This window comes from Mycolicibacterium canariasense (assembly GCF_002101555.1).
In the GTDB taxonomy this organism is placed as follows: Bacteria; Actinomycetota; Actinomycetes; order Mycobacteriales; family Mycobacteriaceae; genus Mycobacterium; species Mycobacterium canariasense.
The window spans coordinates 1-18795 of the sequence record NZ_LQOL01000088.1 but is presented as its reverse complement, the minus strand read 5'-3'; the positions used below and the strand labels follow the sequence as shown (position 1 = coordinate 18795).

General features: G+C 64.9%; 17 protein-coding genes and 1 pseudogene. 15 read left to right on the top strand and 3 right to left on the bottom strand.

Annotation, left to right across the window (positions count from 1 at the left end; all coding sequences use genetic code 11):
- Positions 1–34 precede the first annotated feature (34 nt).
- Entirely contained in the window at positions 35–1903 is a 1869-nt protein-coding gene (locus AWB94_RS30130) for an acetate--CoA ligase (protein ID WP_062654893.1), read from the top strand.
- A gap of 7 nt (positions 1904–1910) precedes the next feature.
- Here the strand turns inward: AWB94_RS30130 and AWB94_RS30125 are convergent, their stop codons facing one another.
- Complete coding sequence (locus AWB94_RS30125) at positions 1911–3812, bottom strand: heavy metal translocating P-type ATPase (protein WP_062654891.1); 1902 nt, start codon at positions 3810–3812, stop codon at positions 1911–1913.
- Between the two features lie 72 nt (positions 3813–3884).
- Between AWB94_RS30125 and AWB94_RS30120 the strand changes: the two genes are divergently transcribed.
- On the top strand, positions 3885–4235 hold the full coding sequence (locus AWB94_RS30120) for an ArsR/SmtB family transcription factor (protein ID WP_062654889.1): 351 nt from the start codon (positions 3885–3887) through the stop codon (positions 4233–4235).
- 560 nt (positions 4236–4795) lie between these two features.
- Positions 4796–5089: pseudogene (locus AWB94_RS30115) on the top strand (DUF1942 domain-containing protein); the annotation flags it as partial.
- A gap of 106 nt (positions 5090–5195) precedes the next feature.
- Here the strand turns inward: AWB94_RS30115 and AWB94_RS30110 are convergent.
- Positions 5196–5873 carry a GntR family transcriptional regulator gene (locus tag AWB94_RS30110; RefSeq protein WP_062654937.1) on the bottom strand — a complete coding sequence of 226 codons (678 nt, stop codon included), beginning with the start codon at positions 5871–5873 and terminating at the stop codon, positions 5196–5198.
- Between the two features lie 135 nt (positions 5874–6008).
- Here AWB94_RS30110 and AWB94_RS30105 point away from each other — a divergent pair, with 135 nt between their 5' ends.
- From AWB94_RS30105 to AWB94_RS30065, 9 genes are all read left to right on the top strand, one after another.
- Positions 6009–7109 carry a DUF1989 domain-containing protein gene (locus AWB94_RS30105; RefSeq protein ID WP_062654884.1) on the top strand — a complete coding sequence of 367 codons (1101 nt, stop codon included), beginning with the start codon at positions 6009–6011 and terminating at the stop codon, positions 7107–7109.
- The gene (locus AWB94_RS30100; RefSeq protein ID WP_062654882.1) at positions 7096–7746 is read left to right on the top strand and encodes a flavin reductase family protein; all 651 of its coding nucleotides are present in this window, start codon (positions 7096–7098) and stop codon (positions 7744–7746) included. The genes AWB94_RS30105 and AWB94_RS30100 overlap by 14 nt, the downstream gene beginning before the upstream one ends.
- Before the next feature lie 124 nt (positions 7747–7870).
- Positions 7871–8917 (top strand): ABC transporter substrate-binding protein, encoded by a 1047-nt coding sequence (locus AWB94_RS30095; RefSeq protein WP_234811937.1) that lies wholly within the window; start codon positions 7871–7873, stop codon positions 8915–8917.
- Positions 8914–9681, top strand: a complete 768-nt coding sequence (locus AWB94_RS30090) for an ABC transporter ATP-binding protein (RefSeq protein WP_062654878.1) — start codon at positions 8914–8916, stop codon at positions 9679–9681. The genes AWB94_RS30095 and AWB94_RS30090 overlap by 4 nt, the downstream gene beginning before the upstream one ends.
- The gene (locus AWB94_RS30085) at positions 9678–10454 is read left to right on the top strand and encodes an ABC transporter permease (RefSeq protein WP_062654876.1); all 777 of its coding nucleotides are present in this window, start codon (positions 9678–9680) and stop codon (positions 10452–10454) included. The genes AWB94_RS30090 and AWB94_RS30085 overlap by 4 nt, the downstream gene beginning before the upstream one ends.
- Before the next feature lie 211 nt (positions 10455–10665).
- Positions 10666–11874 carry a tyrosine-type recombinase/integrase gene (locus tag AWB94_RS30080; RefSeq protein ID WP_062654874.1) on the top strand — a complete coding sequence of 403 codons (1209 nt, stop codon included), beginning with the start codon at positions 10666–10668 and terminating at the stop codon, positions 11872–11874.
- Complete coding sequence (locus AWB94_RS30075) at positions 11871–14492, top strand: tyrosine-type recombinase/integrase (protein WP_062654872.1); 2622 nt, start codon at positions 11871–11873, stop codon at positions 14490–14492. The genes AWB94_RS30080 and AWB94_RS30075 overlap by 4 nt, the downstream gene beginning before the upstream one ends.
- A 35-nt stretch (positions 14493–14527) precedes the next feature.
- Positions 14528–15109 carry a hypothetical protein gene (locus AWB94_RS30070; protein ID WP_062654870.1) on the top strand — a complete coding sequence of 194 codons (582 nt, stop codon included), beginning with the start codon at positions 14528–14530 and terminating at the stop codon, positions 15107–15109.
- 54 nt (positions 15110–15163) lie between these two features.
- Positions 15164–15871 carry a DUF1942 domain-containing protein gene (locus AWB94_RS30065; protein WP_109761971.1) on the top strand — a complete coding sequence of 236 codons (708 nt, stop codon included), beginning with the start codon at positions 15164–15166 and terminating at the stop codon, positions 15869–15871.
- Between the two features lie 27 nt (positions 15872–15898).
- Here the strand turns inward: AWB94_RS30065 and AWB94_RS36165 are convergent, their stop codons facing one another.
- Positions 15899–16033 (bottom strand): hypothetical protein, encoded by a 135-nt coding sequence (locus AWB94_RS36165; RefSeq protein WP_264021805.1) that lies wholly within the window; start codon positions 16031–16033, stop codon positions 15899–15901.
- 656 nt (positions 16034–16689) lie between these two features.
- Between AWB94_RS36165 and AWB94_RS35940 the strand changes: the two genes are divergently transcribed.
- The 3 genes from AWB94_RS35940 to AWB94_RS34810 all read left to right on the top strand — a co-directional run bounded on the left by AWB94_RS35940 (position 16690) and on the right by AWB94_RS34810 (position 18606).
- Complete coding sequence (locus AWB94_RS35940) at positions 16690–16875, top strand: hypothetical protein (RefSeq protein WP_062654867.1); 186 nt, start codon at positions 16690–16692, stop codon at positions 16873–16875.
- A 200-nt stretch (positions 16876–17075) separates the two neighbouring features.
- The gene (locus AWB94_RS34815; protein ID WP_131805193.1) at positions 17076–17528 is read left to right on the top strand and encodes an STAS domain-containing protein; all 453 of its coding nucleotides are present in this window, start codon (positions 17076–17078) and stop codon (positions 17526–17528) included.
- A 790-nt stretch (positions 17529–18318) separates the two neighbouring features.
- Entirely contained in the window at positions 18319–18606 is a 288-nt protein-coding gene (locus AWB94_RS34810) for a hypothetical protein (RefSeq protein ID WP_060999184.1), read from the top strand.
- Positions 18607–18795: the final 189 nt, after the last annotated feature.

Sequence of the window (18795 nt, the reverse complement as noted above, 5' to 3'; positions counted from 1 at the left end):
CTTCACAGCGGATGGACAGCTACGGTTCTGCGGTATGTCCGGTTATCGCGAACTGTTCCAGACCAGCATCTCCGACCCGGCGGCCTTCTGGGCCGATGCCGCCAAGGCCGTCACCTGGACCCGCGAGCCGACCCAGGTGCTCGACGACAGCAACCCGCCGTTCTACCGCTGGTTCCCCGACGGGGAGCTGAACACCTGCGCCAATGCCCTGGACCGCCACCTGGCCGACCGGGGTGATCAGGCCGCGCTGATCTACGACTCCCCCGTGACCGCGACCAAACGCACCTACACCTACCGCCAATTGCACGACGCGACAGCCCGATTCGCCGGTGTGCTGCGCGGCCTGGGTGTCGGCAAGGGCGACCGCGTGGTCATCTACATGCCGATGGTGCCCGAGGCGGTGATCGCCATGCTGGCGTGCGCGCGGCTCGGCGCGGTGCATTCGGTGGTGTTCGGCGGGTTCGCCGCACACGAACTGGCCACCCGCATCGACGACGCCCGGCCCGCCGTCGTGGTCTCGGCATCATGCGGCGTCGAACCGACCCGCATCGTCGAATACAAACCGATGCTCGACGCGGCGCTGGAGATGGCCGAGCACAACACCCCCAAGTGCGTCATCCTGCAACGCGATCAGGCGCCCTGCACGCTGGTCGACGGGCGCGACGTGGACTGGGCCGAGGCGCTGGCCACCGCTGAGCCGGTCGACCCGGTACCCGTCGCGGCCACCGATCCGCTGTACGTGCTCTACACCTCGGGCACCACCGGAAAACCCAAGGGCATCGTCCGCGACAACGGCGGGCACGCGGTGGCCCTGCTGTGGTCGATGGGGCACATCTACGACACCCGGCCCGGCGATGTGTACTGGGCGGCCTCCGACGTCGGCTGGGTGGTCGGGCACTCCTACATCGTGTACGCGCCCTTGCTGCTGGGCGCCACCACCGTGCTCTACGAGGGCAAGCCGGTCGGCACACCGGATGCCGGGGCGTTCTGGCGGGTGGTCGCCGAACACGGGGTGAAGGTGTTGTTCACCGCCCCGACGGCCATCCGGGCCATCAAGAAGGACGACCCCGAGGCCCGGCTGCTGGCCGACCACGATGTGTCCAACCTGCGATACCTGTTCCAGGCCGGTGAACGCCTCGACCCGCCCACCTTCGCCTGGGCCACCGAGAAACTCGGCATTCCCGTCGTCGACCACTGGTGGCAGACCGAGACCGGCTGGGCGATCGCCGCCGACCCGATGGGCGTGCAGCCGCTGCCGATCAAACCCGGATCGGCGACGGTGCCGATGCCCGGCTTCGACGTGCGGGTGCTGCGCCCGGACAACACCGAATGCGAGGCCGGCGAGGAAGGTTCGATCTGCGTGCGGTTGCCGCTGCCACCCGGCGCGCTGCCGACCCTGTGGGGTGACGACGACCGGTACGTCTCGTCCTACCTGTCGGCGTTTCCCGGCTACTACCTGACCGGCGACGGCGGCCATATCGACGACGACGGTTACCTGTTCGTGGTGGGCCGCACCGACGACGTGATCAACGTGGCCGGGCACCGGTTGTCCACCGGGTCGATCGAGGCCGTGCTGGCCGCTCATCCCGCCGTCGCCGAATGCGCGGTGATCGGGGTGGCCGACGAGATCAAGGGTCAGGTGCCGCGCGGTCTGGTGGTGCTCAAATCCGGCGCCACGGACGACGGCCTGGCCGACCAGCTGATCGACGCGGTCCGCGACAATATCGGGGCGGTGGCAAGTTTCAAGCTGGTCGACGTGGTGCCCGCGCTGCCGAAGACCCGGTCGGGCAAGATCCTGCGAAAGACCATGCGCGGCATCGCCGATGGCCGCGACGAGCCGGTGCCGTCCACCATCGAGGACCCGGCCGTGCTCGACACGCTGAAACCGATCCTGCGGAAGTGATCCCGGACTAGGCCCGCCAGGCCCGCTCCCGCAGCAGCCGCAGCCCGTTGAGCGCCACCAGGATGGTCGATCCCTCGTGTCCGGCCACACCGAGCGGTAAAGGCAAATACCAGAACAGATCCCAGATCACCAGCACGGTGATGAACGACGCGGCGATCGCCAGGTTGGCCATCACCATCCGCCTGGCCCGGCGGGCCAGGGCCACCACGGCCGCAATGGTGCTCAGGTCGTCCGCGACGGTGACCACGTCGGCGGTCTGCAGCGTCAGATCGGCCCCGCGCCGGCCCATGGCAATCGACGCATGCGCCGCGGCCATGGCCGGGGCGTCGTTGACACCGTCACCGACCACCAACACCCGCCCGGGCAGCGCCCGGACCATGGCGACCTTGCACTCCGGCAGCAGGCCCGCGTGCACCCGCTCGATGCCGACCTGCGCAGCCAGCTGCGTTGCGGCACGGTCATTGTCACCGGTCAGCAGCACCGGAGGCTGCCCGGTCAGGTAGCGCAGCGCTTCGACGGCGCCGGCCGCACCGGGGCGTACGGTGTCCGACAGGGCCAGCACCCCGGCCACCACACCGTCGACGACGACCACCACCGCGGTGGCGCCCTGCTCCTCGAATCGCCGCACCGACGGCAGGTCGTCGGCGACCGCGCCCGGGCTGAGCACCTGCACCGGTGTGGTCCCGACGGTGGCGCGCACGCCGCGGCCCGGGATGGCCAGGAAGTCCCGGGCCGCAGGCACGGCGATGCCCTGTGCCCTGGCCGCGGCGGTGACCGCCCGCCCGACCGGGTGCTCGCTGTAGCGCTCGGCCGCGGCGGCCCACCGCAGCACCTGGGTGCGCTCGAATCCACCGGCGGCGACGACGGCGGTCAGTTCGGGCCGACCCAAGGTCAGCGTCCCGGTCTTGTCGAAGGCGACAACCTCGATATCGGCCAGATGTTCCATGGCCACCGCAGATTTCACCAGCACGCCGTGCCGGCCGGCGTTGGCGATCGCGGACAACAGCGGCGGCATGGTGGCCAGCACCACAGCGCACGGCGACGCCACGATCATGAAGGTCATGGCCCGCAGCAGCGCACCGCGCAGGTCTTCCCCGAACAGCAGCGGCAAGGTGAACAGGGCCAGCGTCGCCACCACGACGACGACCGAATAGCGCTGCTCGACCTTCTCGATGAAGAGCTGGGTTCGGGCCTTGGTGGCCGACGCTTCGGCGACCAGCGCGACGATCCGGGCCACCACGCTGTCGGCGGGATCGCGAATCACCCTGGCCCGCAACGCCCCGGCACCGTTGAGGGTGCCGGCGAACACCTCGTCACCGGCGGCTTTGGGGGCCGGCACCGGTTCCCCGGTGATCGAGGATTCGTCGACATCGGAGGCACCGTCGAACACCGTCGCGTCGGCGGGGATCCGCTCGCCCGGACGCACCAGCACGATGTCCCCGACGGCCAGGTCTGCTGCGGCGACGACCTCTTCGGCACCGTGGCCGTCGAGGCGCACGGCCCGTTCCGGGGCCAGGTCCAGCAGCGCGCGCACCGAGTCCTCGGTGCGGCGGGTGGCCAGATCCTCCAGCGCGCCGGAGGTCGCGAAGATGACGATCAACAGTGCCCCGTCGAACACCTGCCCGATCGCGGCGGCGCCGATGGCCGCCGCGATCATCAGCAGGTCCACGTCCAGGCGGCGCTGCACCAGCTCCAGCAAGCCGTCCCGGGCCGGAATCCAGCCGCCGGCCGCGTAGCACGCCAAATATGCCGTCCACCAGATGAATTCGGGCGCGCCGGACAACTGGGCGGCCGCGCCGGCGAGGAACAGAACCAGCGCCAGCGTCGCCCACCGCACCGAGGGCAGTGTCCACATCGTCGATCGACGTGCCGCCGCGGGCGTCGCCGAGGCCGCCATCGTCGCTGTCATCACGCATACATCTAAACATGTACAGTTTTAAATGTGTCAAGTTATCTGCACTGATCGTGCTTGAATGGACGGATGGGACACGGGGTCGAAGGGCGCACCGCGCCCGCGGCGTCGCTCGATGCGGCATCGGCGGTGAAGATCGCCGAAACGCTGCAGGCACTGGCGTCGCCGAACCGACTGCTCATCCTCACCCGGCTGCGTCAGTCGCCGTGCACCGTGACCGATCTGTCGGCCGCCGTCGGCATGGAGCAGCCCGCGGTGTCCAACCAGCTGCGCTTGCTGCGCACCCTCGGCCTGGTCGCCGGTGACCGGGCCGGCCGCAATATCGTCTACCGCCTCTATGACGACCACGTCGCCCAGTTGCTCGACGAGGCCGTGTACCACATCGAGCATCTTCGGCTCGGCGCCCGCGACACCGCGTAAGGCGGGCGAACGAAGTGCCGGGGGGATCAGATCCAGCACTCCAAAACCCCGTCCGACAAGGCAATTCGCTGCTCAGCGCCTTTATTTTCACGCTGCGGCGAACTATGGTGATGTTGTCATATGTTGATGTTCCACCGAGTCCGTCATCGGACACCGAGGAGTTGAGCAGCAATGGTCGAGCCCGTCACCACCCGCGCCGGATCCGGATGCACCTGTCATTGCAATGCCTGCGATGGTGGCCACCACTGCGGTAATCCCCCGAACTGCAATATCCGGCGCTGATCCCGACAACGGTGCCTGCACCGGCCGACTGGCCGGCGCAGGCACCGTTGTGGTTTGCCGAGCGCGTCGGCAGCGGCGGTTGCCGGTCGATGGCCACCTCGACCCTCGATTGCCAACGTTTGCCAGAAATCCGGTCGTGCGCCAAAGCCGGTGGGTGAGCTCGACATTTCCCTCCGCCTGATTTCGGGCGTCCGTTCCACCCGCCTTCAGGGCCTGCTAATTTCGCTCACAGTGCGGGCCCACGGGGGGAGCCGCTACGACCTCAGGAGTGGAACACGGTGAAGTTCACGACCATCACAGCGGGGTTCGCATCGGCGGCGATCGCCGCCGCGGGGGCATTCGCTGCTTTCAGTGCACCCATCGCGACCGCCGACAACGAGACCACCACCTCTCAACTGGGCAGCCAGGCCAAGCTGACCAACGGGGACGTCGTCCAGGGCTGGACGGTCACCGGGCTCAAGGTCAGCACCGACACCATCCCCTACCAGCCGCACGGCACGCTGTGGGAAGCCACCGCCACCGATGAGGCGTTGCAGGGCAGCGTCACGCCCATCGTCTCGAACCTTAGTTCCCTGGGTGATCCGCGTTCGTGACGTACGCCGTGGGTCGCTTCACGCTGCGTGACGAACGGGCAGTATGTGCGCGTTCGGGAAGTTCCTGGCAACGAAGGTCCTGCAGCTAACCGGTCGCGCTGTATCGGTTGAGGATCTCGGCAAGGTTGGGTACGGGGGGCGGCGGGCGCAGTGCTCGCTGCTGTACCGCGATTAGGTGTTCATCGACAATTTGCGCGGCCTGGGGTGAGTCACCGGATTCCAGCGCCTCGACCAGTGCAGTGTGTTCAGCGATGCTGCGGTCTTGGTTGTGGTCGTGTCCGTGTACGGCGATGATGAGTGCGCAGCGCAGCGCGACCTCGGACATGTACTTGTGCAGCAGGCGATTTGAGGTGAGTTCGGCCATCAGGATGTGGAATTCGACACCTAGCCGGTCTGACACGGGGTAGTTGTTTTCGGCGCTGGCGCGCTGCTCCAGCTCGATATGGGCGCGCAGGCGTTGACCCATGACGGGATCCCAGTTGTCGGCCAGTAGGGCCACCACGTCTTTTTCCAGACACCGACGAACATGGAAGGTTTCCGCGGATTCTTCGGGGCCGGGCAGGGCGACGGTGGCTGATTTCCCTTTGCCGGTTTCGACGAGGCCTTCGGACCGCAGTCGTGCCAGGGCTTCACGGATGATGGTCCGGCTCACGCCGAGGCTGGCGCCGAGGGAGTCCTCGGGCAGCTTGGTGCCCGGCTGCAACGCGTTTTCGATGATCGCGGTGCGCAACGACAGGTAGACATCTTCACGCCGGTTGCCCACACCCACACGGTATACCAAAGTCGATGATCTAGGGGTACCAGAATTCACGGCAGTGTTACTTCACAACACACGTTCGCAACATGTCCGGCTGAATAATTTCGGTACACGATTTGCGTATACCGAAATGAGATATCTATGGATACTGAAGTGGTCGAGGTCAGCCTCAATGCTCAACAGTTGGACCTGATGGACCGTTCGATCGCGGTTGGTGAGGCCGTCGACCGCGAGTCGCTGATCAGGCTGGCGTTGACCGAAACCGCCGGTGGGGTGATCGGAAAGCGGCCGATACCGGGTCTCGATGTCCAGTGGACGGTGCTGGCCGATTCGATCGATGCCCCGCCGCGGCGGGAAGTGCTCAGCCAGACCGTTCTGGAACCTGGCACGGGCAAGGCGATTGAGGTGGACGCCGGTCAGCTGTTGCGGATCGAACAGATCACAGGTGGTCAGTGCGTCGACTTCAACTGCTTTTCGATGGCCGACTACCGCGAGTACATGCACGCCGGGAGAACCCGCACCGTGCACGGTATCAACCCGACCGCCGGAGACTTCTTATGGTCTGCGCCGCCCCGTGAACGTCCGATGATGTACGTCCTGGCCGACACTGCCGGATGCAATGACGTCATGTTTCCGCGCTGCAGCGCGAACATGTACGAATCGCAGTGGGGCTTCGCCAATCACACCAACTGTGCAGACATCCAGGCCGAAGCCATCCGGGAATACGGTCTGACCCCTGACGATGTCCATGATTCGTTCAACCTGTTCATGGCCACCCGGGTGGACGGGGCAAGGCCAGTGATCGTCCGCCAAGCCACCCAACCGGGCGACCATGTCGAACTGTTGGCACTGATGGACGTCCTCGCCGTTCCGAATGTGTGCGGGTCCGACGTGCAGTTCACCTCGAACTTCTCCATCGATCCGGTGCGGATCACCGTGTTGCGCGCCTCTGTTGACGACCTCGCCGCAGTACCGCCGCGCCCGGTGTACCAGACACAACGCAGCCTCGATCAGTTCCGCCAGCCGACGATCCGTACTGATCGGCGCCTGCACCGCGACCCGGAATATGTCGCCTCCTTCACCAACGTGCCGCTGTCGACGACCACCGTGTCTGTCCGGCTCAGTGAGCAGGACCGTGCCGCGCTGAGCCGGGTCGGTCGGTGGGAAACCTACGCAGACAACGCAGCTGCGTTGCGTGATGTGTTCTTCAGCTGGTGGGTGACAAGCCATGAACACCGCTGAGTCACACCCCGAGGTCACCGTGGTCGACTTCGGCGCCATCTCATCCTACGAGCGCTACAAGTTGATGGCGAGTCTGATCGTGCCGCGCCCCATCGCGCTGATCACCACCGTCAGTGATGACGGCGTGGTCAACGCCGCACCATTCAGCATGTTCGCCATGGTCGCCGAGGATCCCCCACTGGTGATGGTGAGCATCAACCGGCACGAAGGTGAGCGCCGCAAAGACACCGCCCGCAATATCGATGCGACACAGGAATTCGTGGTGCACATCTCCGATGAGTCCATCGCCGAACAGATGCACCGTTGCGGCGAGGCTGTGCCTCCGTGGTGCAGCGAACCGGACATGGTGGGGCTGGCCGTCGTCGACGACACCGTTGTGCGGCCGCCGCGCCTGGCGGCAGCTCCGGTGGCGTTCGAGTGCGCACTGCACCAACGCATCGACATCGACAGCCGGCACATCTACTTCGGCCGGGTGTTGCGGATGCACGCACGTTCCGGCCTCGTCGACACCCAGCGATGGCGTGTGCACCTCAACGAGTTCCACCCGATCGGCCGGTTCGGCGCCAGCTTCTACCTGACCTCGCGTGACAGATTCAGCCTCAACGGCGACAACGAAAGTGGAATCGATGAAATCTGAGTATTGGAAGTGGATTTCGGCTGCCGCCATGGTCGCCGTGACAACAGCCTCAGTCACCGGATGTACGACGTCGGACTCGTCGACATCAGACGGGGCTCCCCGCCCTGATCTGGCGGTTGGGGCGGTGGACCTCTCACAGGTATGCCCGGCCACGATCACGGTGCAGACCGACTGGAACCCACAAGCCGAACAGGGCGGGCTCTTCGAACTCCTCGGGGACAACCCAGTCATCGACCGCTCTGCCGCCAGCGTCACCGGCCCGTTGATGACGCGCGGCGAATACACCGGTGTCGACCTGCAAATCAGGGCGGGTGGGCCCGCGATCGGTCAGCAAGCGGTCAGCGCCCAGATGTACACCGACCCGACCATCACGCTGGGCTACGTCAACACCGACGAAGCCATCCGCCTCGCAGCATCCATGCCCACCACCGCCGTCTTCGCCCCCCTGGAGATCAGCCCTCAGATCATCATGTGGGACCCCCACACCTGGCCCGACGTGCACACCATCGCCGACCTCGGCCATACCGGCGCGACCGTCCGGTACTTCGGCGGTGCCACCTACATGGACTACCTCGTATCCGCCGGGCTACTCGATCGCCAACAGATCGACGGCGGTTACGACGGCACCCCGGGCAACTGGGTTGCCGCCGCCGGCAAAGACGCCCAGCAGGGCTTCGTCGGCGTCGAACCCTACGTCTACGAACACGAACTGAACACGTGGGCAAAGCCGGTGCGCTACCAGCTGATCCACGACACCGGCTACGCCATCTACCAGAACGCCCTCTCGGTACGCACCGACGAACTCGGCGGGCTCACGCCGTGTCTCAAGCAACTGATACCGATCATGCAGCGCGGCAGCGTCGACTACCTCAATAGCCCCGACCGGGCCAACGCCCTAATCCTCAACGCCGTTGGCACCTTCGACAACGGCTGGATCTACAGCAGCGGCGTCGCTAAACACTCCCACGACATGATGACCCGACTCGGCCTCGTCGGCAACGGTGACAACGCCACCCTCGGCGACTTCAACCTCGGTCGGATCCAACACATCCTCGACATCACCAAACCCATCTTCGCTGCACACGGTGACCCCGTCCCCGCAGAGCTGACCCCGGCCACGCTCGCGACCAACGCCTACATCGATCCCACGATCGGAACGGACAATCCATGACCGCCCCCGACAACACCGACCACACGGCAACCAGCTTGATCCGATTCGCGAACGTCGACGTCACCTACCCGGGAGGCAAGACGGCCCTGAGCGGCATCAACCTCGCGATCAACAGAGGCGAATTCATCAGTGTCGTAGGACCTTCCGGATGCGGCAAAAGCACACTGCTGCGCCTCGTCGCGCAGCTGACAGCACCCTCGGCGGGCGACGCCGTCATCTCCACCGACCAGATCGGATTCGTCTTCCAGGATCCCACCCTGCTGCCCTGGCGCACCGTGGCCGGCAACGTCGCTCTGCTCGCCGAACTCGACGGCCACCCCCGAGCCAAACGCACCGCCAACGCTCAAGCGGCCATCGAACTTGTCGGGCTCGCCGGGTACGAAGACTACCTGCCCCGTCAACTGTCCGGGGGCATGAAAATGCGGGCCTCGCTGGCCAGGGCCCTCACCCTTGACCCAGAGGTGTTCCTGTTCGACGAACCCTTCGGCGCGCTCGACGAGATCACCCGCGAACGCCTCGCCGATGAACTCCTGCAACTGTTCGGCCAGCGTCGACTGACGGGACTATTCATCACCCACTCCGTGACCGAAGCGGTGTACCTGTCCACCCGCGTCGTCGTCATGTCGGCCAGCCCCGGCACCATCGTCGAGTCCTTCGACATTCCTTTTGGCAATCAGCGAGACAGCCAACTGCGGTTCAGCGCACCCTTCGCCGAACTCTGCGGAACCGTATCGGAGGCACTGCGGGCAGGAAATCGACAATGAAACAACGACTCTCGTCATACGCACCGCCCATCGTGGTGCTGGCCGCGCTGACCGGGCTGTGGTACCTGGCCAGTTACTTGCTGCTGTCCCCGAGCCGGCGATTCCTGATGCCACCACCGCACGTCATCGTCGCGCAAGGATTATCGCGCGACACGCTTGCCGAACTGCTTCCCGCGCTGTCGCGAACCGCGCTCATCTCTGCGACCGGATTGGCCATATCGATCGCGGTGGGCGTCACCTGGGCGATCGCGATGTCCCAGGCCCCCTGGATCCAGCGCTCACTGTTTCCCTACGCAGTCGTCCTGCAATGCATTCCGGTCCTCGCGTTGGTCCCACTCATCGGATTCTGGTTCGGCTATGGATTCCCAGCGCGGGTGATCGCATGCGTCATGGTCGCACTGTTCCCGATGGTCTCCAACACACTGTTCGGACTGCAGTCCGTACCGGCCAGCTTCCGCGAAATGTTCCGCATCCAAGGCGCTTCCCGATCGACAACGCTGCTCAAACTCGAACTACCCACAGCACTACCCGCCATCCTGGCCGGCATGCGAATCTCAGCCGGACTCTCAGTCGTCGGCGCCATCGTTGCCGACTTCTTCTTCCGCCGCGGCCAAGTCGGGCTCGGTGCCCTGATCAGCAACTACCAATCGCGGGTCCAAACGCCACAGCTCTTCGCCGCCATCGGACTCGCCTGCCTGTTCGGTGTCACCGTCTTCTGGATGTTCGGCTGGCTAACACACCGAGTCGTAGGAAGGTGGTCACCCACACCATAACGGGAATTGCGCATCTGTTTGCAGGTGAATTACACCGCGACGGATATGGAACAGTCCCGCTGGGCCCATTCGATTTGACATCGCCACGAGCTGTTGCGCCGTGCGAACACCGAGTGCGCGACGTTCGCGGCGTGTCTCCCACTCGACGGGGCGATCGGGTGTAAGTCTGCGGTCACGGATTGACCATTGATGCGGACCGGGTGGGTGACTCTTGACGGTTGATCGGTTTTCTGTTCGCAAGGTCCGACATGGGGGCGAGATCCAGTCCTACTGGGTTTTCACCCCGGATCTGGAGGTTCACCGTCCGTCTCTGAACGTGTTGCGCCGCTACAAAACCTCCACCCAGCAGACCTACGCTTACAGCTTGGTCGATCATCTGAACTGGCTGCTGGTCAACGGCAAGACACCCGCCACGGTCACTCTGGATGATCTGCGGCGCTACATGAACGGCGTTACAGGCCAACTCGACGGTGTCTACGGCACGGCGTGGCGGAAGCCGACGCAGAAACCCATGGGGCCGTCCGCTGCAGGTAACGTGGCCTCGATTGTCAAGGCCTACTACCTGGCGTTGGCCATGTCGGAGGACGTGAACCCAGAACTGGTGGAGGCGCTGCGTTCCGACCACGCCGTCCCACACGGGAGGTCTGGGCGGATCGGCGAGGCCAATCCACTGGCGCCGAAGAAGGCTGCTCGGCGCCCGCGGCTCCTGCCCGACGAGGTGGTGCAGGCTCTCTTCGCGCCAGGAGTGTTGACCACAGCGCGTGATGTCATGATCGTCACCTGGCTGCATGATGCGGGAATCAGGGTAGGTGGTCTTTGCGGGTTACGGTTTTCCGATCTGCACCTGACCCGCCACCATCCCTGCGGTCAGCGCGCGGATCCGCATATTCATATCGTCGGTCGTGATGACAATCCCAACGGTGCGCGCGCGAAGACTCACGCTCAGGTCAACGTCGCCCGCGACGGCACCATCTTGGACGGCATTATCCGGGCAGTGAGCGCCGACATGATCAGCACGTTCCACGCTTACCTGCTCGATGAATTTCATCCAGTGCAGCATCTGGTGGACCACGATCAGATTCTGGCGCACGTCCGGGGCAACACCCCGGGCGCAGCATTGACGACTGCCGGTGTCCGCAAAATGCTTGTCCGGGCTTGCAAGCGAGCCGGGCTGCAGGTGCGGGTGACCCCGCACGGATTCCGACACAAGGCTGCGGCAGCGTTCTACGCAGAATCGGACTTCAACGCCGAGATGGTCGCTCAGGAATTCGGCTGGTCGAGCCCGCAGATGGTTACTGATCTGTACGGCAAATCCGCGAATCGTCACGCGATGAAATACCTGCAGCAGGCCTGGGATGCCACGGCGCGACCGCCGTCAGAATCCTACCTCGCGACGACCTGGCCGGAAGATGCCACGTGAGCGCTGCAGCGACGACGGCACAGACTCCGGTTCTGGAGACGGCGAGCGACTATCTGGGCCTCACCGTCGAGCAGCGTTACAGCGTTGCAAGTCAACACTTTCCGCCGTGGCTAATGACCGAACCGATCGAGTTCCCTGCCCACCACCCTACCTACGGGTGGGCATGCCTCGTCGACGAGTGCGCCGGCGCATTAAGTGCGACATGCAAAGACCTGCTCTGCTCGGAGCACTTAAAGCAGTACCGGGCTGTGAAGGACTCGACCGACCTTGATCAGTTCCTCCGCGGCGCCAAGGCCGGACAGTTTGCCCAGCTCGGGTGGGCGCTGACATGCAAACCTGACTGCGCGATCTGCGGAGCCAATCGTCGAGCAACTCAACTGGGTTACTGCCAGCAGCACGCGAACTCGCTGCGCCAAGCACGCCGAAAAGGGCTCAGCGACGCGCAGTGGCGACAAAGCACACACCCGCTAAGGGCTATTGACACATGTACGGTTCCGCGGTGTGCCCAAGACAGTGCGGCGTCGTGCTGCGGCGGTCATCGCGTATGCAGGGGGCACCACCGTCTTTGGCGACGCTGGCTGACCGTCACTAACGGACGAACGGATTCACACGCGTGGAACGCGTGGCTTGCCTCGGCGCAAGTCCGGGATTCGGTGTCGCTACTCAGCAGCCGGGGGCAACTGTCACTGGCGGAGCTGCCTGTTGGTTTGCAGCGCGAGATTCGCTACGCCCTCCATCGGCATGCGAATATTGCCCGACGCACCCAGTGGCGGCCCACCTACCTGGAGAAAGTCGTCGCCGCCTTGGCCGAAAGTGGCGTGGAGTCGCTCAGCGACCCACTGGTCGCCGATCTCGCTGAAAAGAGCCATCGCAACGATGGCCGCCGCATCTGGATGACCCTTCCGTTCGCGGCGCGCAGCCTCACGGTGACCGACGAGGTAGCCAAATCGGCGGGATGGTTCGACCCGGTTCTCGTCGGTAGCTCGCCGTTCCCGGGATCGCAGGGCCAGCCGAATCGACGCAAGGTCTGGGACCTGACCGCGGTCTCGCAGCGATGGCTGCGCGACTTGATCTGGGAGCACCTGCGCGACGACGCCCTCAAGCCTGTGGGCAAACGCCCCAGCACCGCAACGCTTTACAACAAGATCACCGGCATCATTCTGCTCTCGCAGATCCTGCGACAAAACCGAGAAGACAACGGCAACGACACAAACCGGCTTGGCAGAGCGGACGCCATGGCGGTCAAAGACACCTGGGATCTGTGGTTTCGGGAGCAGATCCCTCTTCCCCTACAGAACAAGAACGCGAAGCGAGCCAGCACCCTCAACGAGCTCACGCGGCATCGCTACATGTCCGGAATTCGCCTCGTCCTGCACCACAGTCGCAAACAGCATCGGACACCGCCGGGTTTGGACTCTTTCATCTATGGCCTGCCCGACTACCCGATACCAACGAAGAACCCGCGGCCACGCCCGCTGAGCTACCACGACTTTCAATTGCTCGTCAACAGTGAGAGCATCGACGCCCTTGAAACCTTCGACAGGCATGACATCGGCCTCGCCGACATCTGGCTCACCCAAGCATTTCAAGGCGGGAGAATCGGCGAGACACTCAAACTGCGGCTGGGCTGCGTAGGACTGATCGGCGCTGCTCAACCCTACATCTGGCGCGATGTCAGCAAGGCCAACGTCATCGACTACGGTATGCCGTGCTACCTCCCGGTCTACGAACGGCTACTGCGCCGCCAGCAGATCACCCGCGCAAAACTCCGCCTGCGCTACGCCGAGCAAATCACCGTGCTCGACCAACGCGGACGAGCAACGCTGGAGGCAAAGTGGGACCGCGACATGCCGCTGTTCCCGAGCGCAGTCCGCAACCCCGATCTGGTCATCGAGGTGGGGCAGTCGTGGTTCAACGAACTGTTCAGGCCTTGGTTCGAAAGCCTTGGCCTCAAAGGGATCACCACCCACCAGACCAGAGCAACACTGGCCACCTCACTGTTGAACAACGGCGCGCCCGCAGCCCTTGTGCGCCAACTGCTCGGACACTTCTCCGAGGAAGCGTTGGCGCACTACGCCAAGTACAACAACGACAGCATGACCCAACACCTCCAGCAACTCTGGGCAGCCGGACCCGGTATGGACAAGCCCGGCACCATCTTGCTGCGCCCCACCGAGGTAAACGCAAACGACACCCGCGCCGCCGCCGCACGGATCGACCTGACCGTGGTACCAGTTGAGCATGGTCTGTGCCGCTACGGCCCAGTCGTCGGCGGCGCGCAATGTCCCTTCGAAAAGAACTGCAGCAACGGACCCAAAGGACCATGCGAGCATTTTGTCCTCACCGGCGCGGACCTGGCCTATTGGGAACGCAAACGCGACGCGGCCTATCACTTCGCCGAAGGCGCCCCCACCGACGAGGCTCGCGACTACATCCTGAGCCAATGGCATCCGTGGGATCCGGTGCTTACCGCGCTCCGCGACGCACTCGACGAACTCGGCCTGCTCGAAGAAGCCGAGAAACTCGACCTCCGCACACCCGTGCATGACTACTTCGACCCACTGTTCTCCACCGGATGGCATGTAGCCCAACTGAATCAACCTCCCCCAACGACCTGACGGCAGCCGGACACCGAATCAAAGGAGCGCGACGTATGGGAACCAGAACACGCAGACGCCCCGTCGAAATGATCGAGCAACGTACTTCCAACAGCACCGAATGCGAACAACGCGTGCGCAAAGCGGTCACGAAGCTCACCAAGACCGGAGCTCCCTTCACCATCACCAACGTCTGCGATCTAGCCGGCGTAGGCAAGACGTTCATCTACGACAAGCGCCGCCCACACCTGACGCAGGCTGTTCTAGCTGCACGGGATGCCTCCCAGCGCACCACAGTCCAACGCGCCGAACAAGAAGTCGAGAGAGCATCTGCCTCATGGCGAGAACGAGCCCTCGACGCCGAAGCCCTCGCCAAGTCGCTTCGCGCAGTAGTCAGGCAGCGAGAAGCCCGCATCAACGACCTCACCGGTCAACTCTACGACCCCGAGGGAAATCACCTCGCCGAGGAAAACGCCCGACTGCGGCAACTGGTCTCGACGCTCACCCACAACCTTCAGCGCTCCCAGGGCGACAATGACACGCTCAGACGTTCACTCGACGCGGCCCGCGCCAACGTCAAACGGGAACGTGACCGCAACGTCACGCAACTGTTCGCAAACGACTCCCGCTCAGACTGAACGCAACGTGGCGAACGCGTTCGCCACTAGCCAAACAGCCTCGACTCCACCCGAATACCAATTCTGGGCGCTAAGTCGAACCTGAACGCACGCGCCCACAACGGTGACACCTACCGCGCGCTGTTCGGCGTCGCCACACCCCAGGGCGTGAACCCGTCCACCCTGCAGCAGGGCGAGAAGACCACCGGCAAGGTGTATTTCGACGTCACCGGTGAAGCACCCGACAGCGTCGTGTACGCCAACGCCGATCAGGATCTGATCGTCTGGCTCAAGCCGGCACCGGTGCAGAGCCCCGCGACCGGTTCGGCGCCGCGGGCTCAGCAGGCACCGGCAGCCACGGCCACCACGTCCACCAGCCCCACCACGTCGACCTCGGCGGTTCCCACCACCAGCGGCGCACCCACCACCAGTGCGGCGCCGACGACGTCCCCGGCCGCCAGCAGCACCAGCCCCGCGCCGACCAGCCCGGCACCCGCCGGTAGCGCGGGCACCCCGCTGCCGGCCGATGCCGTGCCCGCCGCGGTTCCCGGCGGCAGCGCCGGCACCCCGCTGCCCGCCGGTGAGGAAGCGCCCGCACTGGTTCCGGCCGGCACCCAGCCCGCGCCGGCCGCCCCCGAAGCCAGTGTCGCCGCGGTCCCGGCTCTTCCGGCCGAGGGCGCCCCGGCTGAGGCCGTTCCGGCACCGGGCGGCAGCGCGGGAACGCCGCTGCCCGCGGGTGCGGCGCCCACCACGACCATCGTGGTGGCCCCGCCGGTCGGCTGACGGCCTACAGCAGCACAGCAGGGCCGCTCAGGAGTGCGACGTCCACCAGGCGTACAGGTGGTCCAACGTCGGACCACCTGGGCGGCCCTGCACCACACTGAACAACTGCTTGTCGATATCGGTCCACGCGACCACCGGGTTGTCGCCCTGGATACCGCACACCAGCGTGCCACTGACCTCTTGCGGCGACGCGTTGTGCCGCCACGGCCCCGGTGTTCACTCACCCTTTCGACAGTTGTCGACAAACCTGGTTGGACGTGGTGCAATTGCCTCCATTTGCTCCCCGCGGGGTGAGCCGCGGTCGGCAACTTTCTGACATCCTCACCGACGCGCTTCCCGCACCCGCTCCGACGGGAGCACCGCGGCTGCAGCGGCGACGATGCGATCGACCTCGTCACGATCGCGCACGTGGCCGGCCAGTCGGTCACCACCGGGCGAGCGGGATAGCGTGCTCGCCAATCAGACTGCGCCCTCTGCGATTCCGTGGGATCGTCCACCACGGGCGCGCCATCGATGAGATGTTGCGGTCGGATCTGGATGTCCCGAAAGAGCAACGCCCCACCGCGCGAAAGGTTTTGGCACGTCTGGTCGATGAGCATGACGCGGACGGCTTGTCGTATTCGACGGTGTGCGACCACGTTCGGAAACGTCGCCCGCAGATCGCGGCGGAGGCGGGTCGGCCGTTGGAAGCAAGGGTTTGTGCCCCAGACGTATCGGCCCGGTACTGAGGCCGAGGTCGATTTCCATGATCTGTGGGTGGTGCTGGCCGGGGTGAAGACCACGACCGCGCTGTTCACCATGCGGCTGTCGTTCTCCGGGTGGGCAGCGCACCGACCCAAGGCCAGGAGGCGTTCTTGGAAGGCCACGTCTACGGGTTCGCCCGCCTGGGCAGGGTACCGGTCGACAAGATCCGCTACGACAACCTCAACAGCGCGGTCAAGCAGGTGCTGTTCGGGCGGTCTGCTGGGCGGATTATGCACCCGCAACCGTTTCGCGGGATGTGAGCTTTGCGCTTCCCGCCCACCACCCGGCTCGGACTTCCCCGCAGGCGGTCGCTGACTGAGCACATCCGCCGATACTGCGATAGGCTTATTCCACGTCGTGAACGCTCGGTTAAGCGGACAGCCCGAGAACGCGGCGGACGGTCGGCGCGGCCCGCCTCACTCGTGGTAAACACCATGTCGTCTAACTGATCGGTCCTCTAATGAGCGTTGCAGCCAGTGCTGACCCGTCTCCTATCGGCTATGTCATCGAATGCCGCGGCGCATGGGTGCGGGCCCAGATCCGCAGTGTCGCCTCGGTCATCTCTGTCACGGGAGGTCTTGATGGGGCCAACGTCGAGGCCGTGCTGGGCCACCTCAGTCGATTCACCACCCTGGGCAGCCCGTTGATCGTCGATGTCGACAGCGCCGACATCGGTGACAGCGCGGCCTTCGAGCATCTGCTGGCGACCTTCGGCGCCCAGTGCCGCCGCCACAGCATCGAGTGGGTGCTGGTCGCCAAGGCTGACCGTTGCCACCTGTCACCGACCGATGAGCAGCACGTCCTGCACGCCGATTCGGTAGCTGAGGGCTTGCAGCACTTCGTCTGGGCCAGCCACGCACGCCGAAACATTCCCCAGGCCCGAAAAACGAGGGGCTCGGGTCGGGGTCGCTGATGCTGCGGGTGCGGAGCCACTGCCTCGGGCCACGGATCCGACGATTGCCTGCAGCGTTAGACGGCGCCTCTCTGTGTCAAGAGCCTGGTATCGGGGTCGGTTGTAGGGTGGCTGCTGGTAGGCCCGGGAAGTGACTTGTCCGAAGCGTGAGTGTGCGGGGTTTGAGCTGGCCGCGCTGGATGTTGGAGTTGCCCCCGAGTGTCCTCCCGGGCCTGCCCCAAGTCTGGCTGCGTCGCGGATGAGCTGTCGGTAGACGACGTCGGAGAGGCGTCGTTTGAGGCAGCGCAACGCTTCTCGGTGGCACTTTCCGGCAGCGCGTTTTCTTCGGTAGTAGGCCCGCCCCGGGGTCTCACGGGCGATCTGAGTGATGGCCATCGTGTGCAGGCAGCAGTTGTTCTCGACGCGCTATAACGGGGAATCAGTTGGGGCGGTGCTGTATTGGTCGACGGCCCCTATCGTTGATGGGTATGTTTGCCGCGGAGGCGAAGGCGCGGTCTACGGGCGGTGTCGCTGGGTACCGATATGAAGGATTGCGGTCCCGAGGACGTCTGCGGCTTTGAAAGCCACGCTGGCTCCCGCGAGAACCGGCGCGGCGGCTTGAAATCCTGGAACTAGGGCTGCCCCGTAGGCTGCGAGTGAGGCACCACCGGAGGCCACCTCGAGTAACCCGCTGACGGGATGGCCGTGAGACGCCGAATTCACTCCTGTCTGGAGGTTGGTAATCGCCCCCGTCGGGGTGGCCGCGCCACTTAGCTGGACCAATTGCCTGCCGACGGATACCACTTCGCTGATGGCAGCGCTGACAGACGGCACTGCGGCGGTGCTGACAGACCGTCGTGCGCCCGACATAGTGGCAAGCGCGGGTGAGGTAGACGGCGAGCTTACCGTGTTCGCGCTCAGGACAGTACGGATCGTGGTGAGTCCTCCGGGCGCCTTATGGGCAGCAGCAGTGAGTGAGTCAATGTGGACAGCAGTGGGTGTGGCATTTGATGATTTGCTGGCAGCGGCTGGGTTGCTGGTGTTGCTGCTTGACGACGGTTCGGAGTTGGGAGCACCGACTTTCACCGATGTGATGTGAGAGCTGCTTGATTGTTTACTAGGTGACGAGTTGCCGGGCGCGGCGTCCGCGTGCGCTACCCCCGACCCGCTGGCCAGCGTGGCGGCACCCACACCCAGCGTGACTGCGCCTGTGAACCGTCCCGGGTTTCGTGCGCACCTTCTTCTGAGGGAAGGATGGCACGATGCCGAGCAAGTACGACGAGAACAC

Excerpts from the sequence above, each read along its gene's own strand:
- AWB94_RS30130 (WP_062654893.1), top strand. The coding sequence starts at position 35 with ATGTCCGGTTATCGCGAACTGTTCCAGACCAGCATCTCCGACCCGGCG.
- AWB94_RS30125 (WP_062654891.1), bottom strand. The coding sequence starts at position 3,812 with ATGACAGCGACGATGGCGGCCTCGGCGACGCCCGCGGCGGCACGTCGA.
- AWB94_RS30120 (WP_062654889.1), top strand. The coding sequence starts at position 3,885 with ATGGGACACGGGGTCGAAGGGCGCACCGCGCCCGCGGCGTCGCTCGAT.
- AWB94_RS30105 (WP_062654884.1), top strand. The coding sequence starts at position 6,009 with ATGGATACTGAAGTGGTCGAGGTCAGCCTCAATGCTCAACAGTTGGAC.
- AWB94_RS30100 (WP_062654882.1), top strand. The coding sequence starts at position 7,096 with ATGAACACCGCTGAGTCACACCCCGAGGTCACCGTGGTCGACTTCGGC.
- AWB94_RS30090 (WP_062654878.1), top strand. The coding sequence starts at position 8,914 with ATGACCGCCCCCGACAACACCGACCACACGGCAACCAGCTTGATCCGA.
- AWB94_RS30085 (WP_062654876.1), top strand. The coding sequence starts at position 9,678 with ATGAAACAACGACTCTCGTCATACGCACCGCCCATCGTGGTGCTGGCC.
- AWB94_RS30070 (WP_062654870.1), top strand. The coding sequence starts at position 14,528 with ATGGGAACCAGAACACGCAGACGCCCCGTCGAAATGATCGAGCAACGT.
- AWB94_RS34815 (WP_131805193.1), top strand. The coding sequence starts at position 17,076 with ATGAGCGTTGCAGCCAGTGCTGACCCGTCTCCTATCGGCTATGTCATC.
- AWB94_RS34810 (WP_060999184.1), top strand. The coding sequence starts at position 18,319 with ATGGCAGCGCTGACAGACGGCACTGCGGCGGTGCTGACAGACCGTCGT.